Here is a 9,647-nt window from a genome sequence, read left to right on the forward strand (position 1 = left end):
ATCCTCCTAGGGCTGGCTGCGGCGAAGTATTTTATCTTGTCCTTTATCACATGTCCGGCAAGCCCCTTCCCCTGGAGGCGCGCCAGTATTTTGTAAACTTTGGAAGAAGAAACTCCGGCCCGCTCGGCGAGCGGCCCGGTCTTTGTGGAACCCAGCTCAAGCAGCGCCATGTAAACTTTTACCTCTCCTCGGCTCAAACCAATATCCTCCAGAACTCCAAGGTCCATGCTCTTTTTTCCCTCAATTCGCTTATAACCCTTTCTATTGCGACCCCCTAAGGGGGCAATAGCAATTAAGTGCATCAGTTGAGCGTTGCAAACAGGTGGTGTGCATGGATGAAAATCCAGGTGATAAACGTGAAAAAGAAGCGTTTGGCTGCTTCCAGGTACTTCTTGAGCCCGAAATCCGGGAAGGCGCCAGAGCCGGATGCGTAAGCCTGTTTTGCACTGCGTTCAAGCCGCTTGCGCTCCCATAGGTGCATCCGATGGCTTCAAACGCGGGGTTCGGCGGCTGCTACGACCACATCAACTCTGAGTGGAAGAAGACCGCGAAGGTGATTCTGGGCACCGAGCTGGGCGACCTTGCAGATTACGAGAAGTGGCTCCTTTCCCTCAAGCAGCCCATGCTCCGCAAATTCTCCTCGGTTTCAGGCGATGGCGTGGCTTTCGCATCCCAGGACTACGCCCAGGTCGCGAAAGTCATGGCTTTGGGCGAGTCCCCTGAACAATCCAAATTCAAGCCCCTGAACCTAAACGAGATAAAAGACATAGATTCCCTGGTAGATGCCTGCAGGGAGCAGATTTTCTACTCGGGCAACATAGTTCTGGGAAATTCAGCATTCGTGGAGGGCAGCTCGAGCGTGAGCGACAGCTTCTACGTGTACAATTCGGCCCGCATATTCAGCTCCAAAAACATCGCATGCTCCACGATAATCAAATCCGCGGAAAACACATTCGGCTGCAATGTCTCCTCTTATTCTAACCATTCAATAAGATGCCACCAGTATGGAAAAGGGGTACGCAATTTCGAGCTGTGCCTGGGGTGGCTCTCTTCAGACTGCTATTATTCCTACAATATGGGCAGCTGCACAAACTGCATGTTCTCCTTCAACCTGCGCAGCAAGCGCAATGCAGTAGGCAATCTCGCGCTCTCTCCTGAGAAGTATGCGAGCATAAAGCAGCGGCTCCTTGAGCAGATCGTCTCGGAGCTCGAGCGAAAAAAGAGCGTGCCTTCCCTGTTCGACATAATAAATTCATGCGGTCCTGCAGAAGGCCACGCAAAACCCCTCTCAAAATTCGCAAGTACCGAGGAATCCCCTTCGCAAACCCCGTCCATGGAAAAGGCTTTCGCAGACACTTCAAGGCTCGTGCTCGGCAAAGCAATAAGGCCTATGGCGCAATACGGGAAATGGCTCAAAGGCCGCGTGGTCGATGTCGGCGAGGCGCAAAGCGCCCTGGGCAGTGGAAAAACCGCAACTCCCGGCTACGAGAACTTCAAGGGCCTGAAGCCCGGCAGATTCGTCAACCTCCAGGAAAGCTTAATCCTGGGCGAAAGGCTCGCGCTTTCGAAATCCGAAGCCGAGAAGCTCGACTTCTCCAATCTCGGCCTAGTGCTCGGAAGGATAGCGTTCCTCTCATCCGGGGATAAGGGCGGCACCATAAGCAACGTCACTTCATGCCCAATAGTGATAGAATCATCCAACTGCCATTCTGTCCTCGGATGCGTGTTCATGAAGAACTCAGCCTATTCTGTATGGTCCAACGGCTCGGACCACGTTTTCGGCTCTGCATTCCTGATGAATTCCATGTTCAGCATCAAGTGCTACTCCTCCTACGGGCTGAATAGCTGCTTCGAGGTCGACACCAGCTCGGACAGCACCCGCTCCTATTTCTGCCACAACATAGAGAACGTGCACGAGTCCATGTTCTGCTTCAACGCAAAGAATCTGAACTACGCGGTTTGGAACCAGCAGGTTGGAAGGGAAGCTTATTTGAAGCTGAAGGGGATGCTGCAATCCTGGCTCCTGGAAAAGCTGGAGAAGGAAAAGAAAATTGACTTGGACGTATTCTCCATTGGTTCAGAGATTATTTGAGCACATATCCGCTCCCGTTGGTTTCCAGCACAATAGTCCCGTTCAAGTCCGTCCTGAGAATCTCAGCGCCCGCATTCCTCAATCGCTCCAGCGTCTCATTCGCAGGGTGCCCGTAACTGTTCGCGCCGGTTTCAATCACAGCAAGTTGCGGCGTGACCTTTTGCAAAAACCCCTCAGAACTCCCGTATTTGCTCCCGTGGTGCGCAACCTTGAGCACGTCCGCGTCAATATCCTCCTTCAGCAAATCCGTCTCGCAGCCCAAGTCGCAGTCCGCGCCCATAAGAAGCGTGAAGTTTCCGTCGTACAGCATGAACACGATGGAATTCTGGTTCGGCTCGGAGGAGCCGATGTTCGCGTGCAAAACCCGTATTCTAGCCTTGTCCAAATAATATTCATCATATTTTTTCGCAACTATGCGCGTGGAATTCGCGCTGAGCGCAACAGTCTCATTGTAAGAAGCCGTGCTCCTCGTTTGCCCGTCCATGATTACGTTCTTCACGCGCAAATTCCCCAGCACTTCCGGGCATCCTCCCATATGGTCCGAGTCAGTGTGCGTAATAACTAAATAATCCAGCGAGTACACGCCCGTATCCATGATGTAATTGCTCACCGCATCCCCCTGCCCCTTCTCCCCGCAGTCCGTGAGCATCGTGCGATTCCCGGATTTGAAAAATATGGCATCCCCCTTCCCCACGTCCAGGAAATGCACCTCGAGTTCAGAGCCTGGAAGAAGCGGGACCGGTTTGGGATTTCCCAGCACGAAAATAAGGGCAAATGCAATGCAAACAACAGCCCCAAGCAGCCAGAAAATTTTCTTTTTTCCCAATATTCACACCCTTCCCAAAAACCGCAGCACGTAATATGCGCTTCCTATGAGGAACGCGATTCCGATGATGTTGTTGGCCCCTGCTCCAATCGCGTGCTCCAAATAGCTGTTCCTCTTTTTCCCTGCCGCGAAAGCCCCCAAGTGTGAAATGAATAATATGGGCAATGCGCTCCCGAACCCATAAGCGAGCGGGATGAACACGAAATCCCCGGTTCCAGCAGTGAGCGGAAGAATCCCTCCTAAAAAGAGCGAGGCGCTCACAGGGCAGAAGAAGAACGCGAGCCCGATTCCAAGCAGGAACGCCCCCCACATTCCTTTTTTCGCAAGCCCCTCAAACATGTCTGTTTTGAGGAAAGACGGGGCGAAGCTCATTTTTCCCAGGAGCACCAGCCCGGCGAATCCGAGCACCAGCGCGAGAAATAGTTCCGAGTACTGCTGGAGCGGAACGAAAAGCACGTACGCTTCCGCACCCAGGAAGCCCGCGATTCCGGCCGCGAACACGTACGCAATCCCCCTTCCGAGCGCGTACGCCCAGGAGCCGCCCTTCGCGTTATCCGCACCCTTCCTGCTTATGAAGGCGAGCGCCGCGAGGTTCGCCCCGAGCGGGCATATGCTTATCGAGCTCAGCAAACCGATTGCAAAAGCCGCGAGCAGCGGAATCCCAGAATTTCCAAAACCAGCGAGCAGCGAATACATGCCCTAACCCCATGTCCCTTCTATTTCACCCTTGAGGTAGTTCTCGAACCCCTGGGCGTCGTTCGCGTAGCCCCACGCCGAGCCGAGCTCCCTCCCTGTTTCCCCGTCCGGGTTCCTCACGATGATGTAAAGCGACTGGTAGTACGGATTGTAGCGCTTCGCGAATTCGTTGTTTGGGTCTGTATCCAGGTTCACGTCCCTGTATGAAATCTTTCCGCTGGCCAGCTCCGAAGGGTAATGCTTGCTGAGCGTATTCTGGGTGTAGACCCCGATGTTCACGCACTCCGCGCACTCGTAATTCCTGTGGAACTTCACCAATACAATATCAGTCTGGAACTTGGTGTATTTGAAAGGAGTGCCTGTATTGTTTTGCACCAATGTGCTGTTGTTCGCGTGCTGCGGCGCGTCGCTCAAGCAGCCCATAACCAGAATCCCGACCATCGCAAGCGCAAGCAGCCTCATAATTTCGCACCCCTGAGAGGATATTGAGCGAGAACGCTGTATTTCGGTCCGGATGACGTAAGCGCACTGGCCATGAGGCGGAATTTCTGCGCGTTAAAAAATCCGAACCTGAAATCCCGGTAATCGTTGAAGATTCCCTTCAGCGGCGCCTTGCCCGTCACCCTTGCAATCGTGAGGTGGCCCGTGAATTCCTCCTTCGGGAATTCATCCAGCGCATCCTCCACTTTTTTGGCAAGCCCCTTAAGTCCCGCGCCTTTGCACCCGGCCCACACGGTTTTCACGTATTCCTCGCTCGGGAAGGCCCCCAGGCCCTTCACCCTTATCTCGAAATCTTCGTGCTCTATGGCCCCGAGCCTCTGCTCTATGGACGGGATTTTCTTCGCGCTCACTTCGCCCAGGAACTTGAGCGTCACGTGGATGTTTTCCGGGGCCACCAGCCGCACCCCTTCCAGCGGAAGCTCCTTCTGCGTCATCGCAAGCTTCTTCTTTATCCACGGCGGGGAGTCCACGGCAACGAAAATCCTCATGCAGTTTCTTCGCGCCCACCTGTTTTAAAGATATTCTCCTGCCCTCACATTATTTTTATTAAGCTTGGGTTCCCCAGTATGCTTATGATTATTGCGGTGTGCGGCTTTCGCGGTTCCGGGAAATCCCTTTTCGGCTCAATTGCAAAAAGGATGAATCTTCCGGTTTTCGAGATGAGCGAACCGATGCTGGGCCTTATGCGCGAACTCGGAATGGAGACCACCAACGAGAGCGTGCGAAACTTCGCCACGGATTTCAGGGAAAAAGGCGGCCCGGACGCGGTTGCGAAGCTAATATTCCCCACTCTCCGCGCCGCGCTTCGAGAAAAAAAGGCGGTGGTCGTGATAGGCATACGCAGCATGAGCGAGCTTGATTCGTTCCGGACTGTTTCGCCCACGGTTTCAGTTGCGATAGTCTCGAACGAGCAGGCGCGCTTCGCGCGCATAGCAAAAAGAGGGAAGAAAACCGACCCGAAATCCCTGGATGATTTCAGATGGGCCGATTCTGTGGAGGAGAAGTGGGGGCTGAAAAAGCTGCTCGAACTCTGCGAAGTGAAAATCGAGAACAACGAGGGGGAGATAATTTTCAGGGAAAAAGCGAAAGCGTTTCTTGAGAAATACAGATAAGCGTGGGCTCATGGACATAAACGAAGCCTGGAAGAGCACGTGCAAAATCATCTTTGGTGAAGAGATAGGCGACCTAGAACGCTACCGTAATTACCTCACCCTCCACATCGAAACCGTAAGCCACGGGAGCTCCGTCCTCTCCGGAAAACCCGTTACCCTATCGGGCAATGAGATCTGCGCGTCCGCGAAATTCATAAGCAACGACGAACTGGTTAAATATAAATCCAGGACAGAATCAACCGTCTTGGACATAAACGACACGAAGGACATGGATTCCCTGCTCGGCGCCCTAGCGGAAAAATTCTATTATGCGGGCAACATCGTTCTCGGGAATTCCCATGAAGTTCACAATTCCAACCGGTGCATTGATGCCACGGAGGTGTACGAATCAAGGGACGTGTACGAAGGAAGCAGGTACATCGCGTTCTCGGACAACATACGGAAATGCGGGCATTGCTTCGGCGTTACCCTCACTGGCGAGTCGCAGTTCATGATAAAGGCATACGGCAGCCTGAAGAATACACGCTGCATGGAGGTCCTGCGCACGCACAACTCATCGGACTGCTATTATGCCGCGAATCTCCAGGGCTGCAGCAACTGCATGTTCTCGTTCAATCTGCGCAACAAATCCTACGCAATCGGCAATCTCGAACTGCCAAAAGAGAAGTACTCGGAGCTGAAGCGAAAACTGCTCCAGGAGATTAAGGAAACGCTGAAGAGCAAAAAATCGGTGCCCAGTGTCGTATCCATAATAAAAGAAGGGCAAAGCAAGCCAGCCGACAGAAAATCTGCGCACGTAAATGAAACCACCGCGGTCCCTGCAGAGGTTGAAAGCGCTTTTGCAACCGTCACTAGATTGCTGCTCGGAAAAAAACTTGGTCCGCTTCAGGCCTATAAGAAATGGCTGACAAAATACGGCCCCACAGTGGTCAAATCAGTTTCTCCAACAAGCGGAAAGACGGTATACGTTGCGCCCCTGCCCGCGTTCCTGGAAATCAAGGGCAATTCAGTCACCCTTGAGGAATCGCTGGAATTGGGGAAGCAGCACGTTTCGGAAGCCGAACTTAAGGAATTGAACCTCTCGAATGCCGCACGGCTCCTGAAGGACATAAAGCACACGACTTCCGAGGTTGTAACGGGCAATTGCGCCGACATTTCCCAATGCGCCAATTACGGGCTGAATTCAGCGCACGCCTTTGCCAGCTCCTTCGTCTTCGCAATGAAGTACGTTGCGTACTCCTACAGGCCGAGAAATTCCGAATATGTCTTCGGAGGTTCAGATGTTTTTTACTCCAATTGCTGCCTGAACTGCCACCATTCCACCAATCTCATCCGTTGTTTCGAGGTGAGCGATTCCAACAACTGCTCCGACTGCTACTTCTGCCACAATTCCGAAGGGCTTTCCAACTGCATATTCTGCTTCAATGCAAAAAGTTTGCGGTACGCCATAGGGAACAAGGAAGTGGGGCGTGAACAGTACACGAAGGTAAAGAAGCTAGTTCTGGATGAAATGATTAAGACGCTGGAGCGCGATAAAACCCTTGATTATGATATCTACAATATAGGATGCTACAAGCCGAAAAAGCGCCCTGCAAATGCGCAACCTAAATAAAGCGCAGGATGGAAGGGAATCCCATGCTCGACTCTCTAAAGACGTTCCATTCTCTCGGCCTCCATGACGGCGAAATATTCAGCGTGGAAGGCACCCGCACCGTGTACGAATACTCGCAAAAAACCCTGAAGACAAAATCTTTCGGAATAGACAGCGGGTTCGGAATCAGGGTCCTCAAAAACAGGAAATTGGGCTTCTCGTTCTGCAATTCGAAAGAGCAAATCCCGTCTGCGATAAAGCGCGCTACCTCAATTTCCGCATTCTCCAGTCCCAGCGAATTCTCATTCGCCCAGAGGCAGAAATACGCAAATGCGGAAGCATTCGATTCAAAAGTCGCGGACGCGGACGAGAGGGAGATGCGCGCGATAGTGGGCCAGATTGAGGACGGGGTGAAAAAGCACGCCGAGCCTGTGCGCATAGTGCTTGTTTCGCAAACCGACGAGAGCGCGATAGCGAATACGAACCTCCTTTTCGCAAAGGAGCGCTCCACCTCGCTCATGGCTTTCGCAGAGGCAAAGAGCGGGAACGGCTTCGGCTCCTCGGATTACGCCCACTACAAAGCCCTGAAAGACCCCCATTCGCTCGGGGAAAGGGCCGGCCTCATGGCAAAAGAAATGAAGAATCCGAAAAAGCCCCCCTCAGGCAAATATTCGGTTATATTCTCGCACGATGTGCTGGCCTCGTTGCTTTCCCTCTTGCTTTATTCATTTTCCGGGGAGCTGAAAAGGAGGAAAATCTCCAAGCTGTGGGACAAGGAAGGAAAGCTCATTTTCAGCGAAAAGCTCACCGTGGGCGACGACCCGTTCGCAGATGCGGCCGCGAAATCCGCGTTCGACGGAGAAGGTGTATCGTCAAGGTGCACTGCTCTCATCGAAAAAGGCGAAGTGGGCGCTTTCCTTTACGACAGGGAGTGCGCGGCATTCTCGGAAATAAATTCAGAAGGGAACTGCTTCAGGCCAGGATACAAAGCTCCCCCTTCCATAGGCGCATCGAACATATCAATCAAGGCAGGGGACGCGGAGCCGGAAAAAGAGCTGAAAAAATATCTCTATATAGAATCCATGCACGGCCTGCACACCGCGAACCAGCTCAGCGGCGATTTCGGGGCCGAGGCGAGCATCGCATTCCTGCACGAGAAAGGGAAAAAGACCCCTGTGCGGGGCTTCATGGTGAGCGAAAACATATTTAACCTGTTCAACAGAATAGAATATGTCGGCAGGAGCCAGGAGCAGGCAGGAAGCCTCGTAGCTCCGAAAATCTCCTTTTCCGGCGTTTCCGTAATTTCCTGAGTGATGCTTATGCGCGAATTCAAGACTACAGAGGAAATAGAAGTTCCCGAGAAGCTCATCGGCCAGGTTATAGGGCAGGAAAAGGCAGTGGAGATAATAAAAAAGGCCGCGAGGCAGAAGAGGAACGTGCTCCTCATCGGCTCCCCCGGAACCGGAAAGAGCATGCTCGCCCAGGCGATGGCCGAAATAATGCCCCTGGAAAGCCTTGAGGACGTTTTCGCTTACCCGAACCAGCTCAACGAGAACCAGCCGCTCATACGCCCGTTTCCCACATACCCGGACTGGAATTACCTCTCGAAAAAGCCCGAATTGAAGAGATACTACAACCCGCTGGAGCTCACCGCGATAAAGAAGTACACCGAGGAAGGGAAAACCAGCATGCTCCCGCCCCTCATGAAAGACGGGTTGGGCAGGCGCATGGTCCTTTACCACAAGCCCCAGCAGGAGGAGCCCCAGCCCCAGGTGAGCACCAACCTGCTCCTTTCTGTGGCAGGCGCAGTGCTTCTCGCAATCATCCTTTTTTCCGGGCTTCCGGACAACACGAAATGGCTCATATTCGCTGTCGCCATAGGCCTCGGCTTCCTTTACCTGCTTTCCGGGCTCGCGAGCAAGATGCAGAAGCGCATGATGCCCTTCGAAGCCCCTGCGCCCAAGATGATTGTTGACAATACAGGGAACAAGACCGCGCCTTTCGTTGATGCTACGGGCTCAAGGGCAGGCTCTCTTCTGGGGGACGTGAAGCACGACCCGCTCCAGAGCGGCGGACTAGGGACCCCGGCCCACCTTCGCGTGGAAAGCGGGGCCATACACAAAGCCAACAAAGGAGTTTTGTTCATAGATGAAATCGCGTCGCTCAAGCTCAACTGGCAGCAGGAACTTCTCACCGCGATGCAGGAGAAAAAATACTTCATCACAGGCCAGAGCGAGATGAGCTCCGGGGCTTTGGTGAAGACCGAGAACGTCCCGTGCGATTTCGTCCTTGTGGCGGCAGGGAACCTTCCGGACATGCAGCACATCCACCCGGCTTTGCGCTCCAGAATCCGCGGTTCGGGCTACGAGATATACATGGAGGACAGCATGGAGGACAACGAAGCCAACAGGGACAAACTGGTGCAGTTCGTTGCCCAGGAAGTGAAGCGCGACGGAAAAATCCCGCATTTCACGAAAGAAGCGGTCCTCGAGCTCATAGAGGAAGGGAGGAGGATGTCCGGCCGGAAAGGGCACCTCACGATGAACCTGCGCGAACTCGGAGGGCTGATGCGCGCCGCCGGTGACGTCGCGCGGGAGGAAAACGCCCAATACGTGCTCCCTGAGCACGTGAAGAAAGGGAAAAAGACCTTTTCGAACATCGAGTTCCAGCTCAGCAAGAAGATTGCAGAGCAGAAGAAAGAGTACCAGATTTTCACCAACAAGGGTTTTGAAATCGGTAAAGTGAACGGGCTCGCAATCCTCGGGGAAAGCATGGTCGGGCTTGTTTTGCCCATAGTTGCGGAAGTTACCCCCTCGGCTTCAAGGAGCG

The 9,647-nt window shown here is 53.3% G+C and carries 10 protein-coding genes; 5 read left to right on the forward strand and 5 right to left on the reverse strand.

Going from position 1 to position 9,647, the window contains the following annotated elements; all coding sequences use genetic code 11:
- A partial coding sequence (locus WC488_03030; protein ID MFA5077375.1) for a helix-turn-helix domain-containing protein occupies positions 1 to 227 on the reverse strand: 227 nt, incomplete at its 3' end.
- Between the two features lie 257 nt (positions 228 to 484).
- On the opposite strand from WC488_03030, the gene WC488_03035 reads away from it, so the two are divergent.
- On the forward strand, positions 485 to 2,092 hold the full coding sequence (locus tag WC488_03035; GenBank protein MFA5077376.1) for a hypothetical protein: 1,608 nt from the start codon (positions 485 to 487) through the stop codon (positions 2,090 to 2,092).
- Here WC488_03035 and WC488_03040 read toward each other — a convergent pair.
- Genes WC488_03040 through thpR form a run of 4 tightly spaced genes read right to left on the reverse strand, consistent with a single transcriptional unit; the run spans position 2,085 to position 4,603 of the window.
- Positions 2,085 to 2,918 (reverse strand): ComEC/Rec2 family competence protein, encoded by an 834-nt coding sequence (locus WC488_03040; GenBank protein ID MFA5077377.1) that lies wholly within the window; start codon positions 2,916 to 2,918, stop codon positions 2,085 to 2,087. The genes WC488_03035 and WC488_03040 overlap by 8 nt on opposite strands.
- Before the next feature lie 3 nt (positions 2,919 to 2,921).
- Entirely contained in the window at positions 2,922 to 3,614 is a 693-nt protein-coding gene (locus tag WC488_03045; protein ID MFA5077378.1) for a hypothetical protein, read from the reverse strand.
- Between the two features lie 3 nt (positions 3,615 to 3,617).
- Entirely contained in the window at positions 3,618 to 4,076 is a 459-nt protein-coding gene (locus WC488_03050) for a nitrophenyl compound nitroreductase subunit ArsF family protein (GenBank protein ID MFA5077379.1), read from the reverse strand.
- Positions 4,073 to 4,603: an RNA 2',3'-cyclic phosphodiesterase gene (gene thpR / locus WC488_03055; protein MFA5077380.1), complete on the reverse strand. Its 531-nt coding sequence runs from the start codon at positions 4,601 to 4,603 to the stop codon at positions 4,073 to 4,075. Before thpR ends, WC488_03050 begins: the two co-directional genes overlap by 4 nt.
- 84 nt (positions 4,604 to 4,687) lie before the next feature.
- On the opposite strand from thpR, the gene WC488_03060 reads away from it, so the two are divergent.
- The 4 genes from WC488_03060 to WC488_03075 form a co-directional block, all read left to right on the forward strand.
- Positions 4,688 to 5,227, forward strand: coding sequence for a hypothetical protein (locus WC488_03060; protein ID MFA5077381.1), 540 nt, complete (start codon positions 4,688 to 4,690; stop codon positions 5,225 to 5,227).
- A gap of 10 nt (positions 5,228 to 5,237) precedes the next feature.
- Positions 5,238 to 6,839: a hypothetical protein gene (locus WC488_03065; protein MFA5077382.1), complete on the forward strand. Its 1,602-nt coding sequence runs from the start codon at positions 5,238 to 5,240 to the stop codon at positions 6,837 to 6,839.
- Positions 6,840 to 6,862: 23 nt separating this feature from the next.
- A complete protein-coding gene (locus WC488_03070; protein ID MFA5077383.1) occupies positions 6,863 to 8,128 on the forward strand; it encodes a TldD/PmbA family protein in 1,266 nt (421 codons plus the stop codon).
- Between the two features lie 9 nt (positions 8,129 to 8,137).
- Positions 8,138 to 9,647 (forward strand): ATP-binding protein (locus WC488_03075; GenBank protein ID MFA5077384.1); only part of this gene is annotated, 1,510 nt, incomplete at its 3' end.

This window comes from Candidatus Micrarchaeia archaeon (assembly GCA_041650355.1).
Lineage (GTDB): Archaea > Micrarchaeota > Micrarchaeia > Anstonellales > Bilamarchaeaceae > JAHJBR01.

What these genes read in the sequence shown, in the direction of transcription:
- thpR (MFA5077380.1), bottom strand. Translation starts at nt 4,603, where the DNA reads ATGAGGATTTTCGTTGCCGTGGACTCCCCGCCGTGGATAAAGAAGAAG.
- WC488_03065 (MFA5077382.1), top strand. Translation starts at nt 5,238, where the DNA reads ATGGACATAAACGAAGCCTGGAAGAGCACGTGCAAAATCATCTTTGGT.
- WC488_03045 (MFA5077378.1), bottom strand. Translation starts at nt 3,614, where the DNA reads ATGTATTCGCTGCTCGCTGGTTTTGGAAATTCTGGGATTCCGCTGCTC.
- WC488_03060 (MFA5077381.1), top strand. Translation starts at nt 4,688, where the DNA reads ATGATTATTGCGGTGTGCGGCTTTCGCGGTTCCGGGAAATCCCTTTTC.
- WC488_03070 (MFA5077383.1), top strand. Translation starts at nt 6,863, where the DNA reads ATGCTCGACTCTCTAAAGACGTTCCATTCTCTCGGCCTCCATGACGGC.
- WC488_03035 (MFA5077376.1), top strand. Translation starts at nt 485, where the DNA reads ATGGCTTCAAACGCGGGGTTCGGCGGCTGCTACGACCACATCAACTCT.
- WC488_03050 (MFA5077379.1), bottom strand. Translation starts at nt 4,076, where the DNA reads ATGAGGCTGCTTGCGCTTGCGATGGTCGGGATTCTGGTTATGGGCTGC.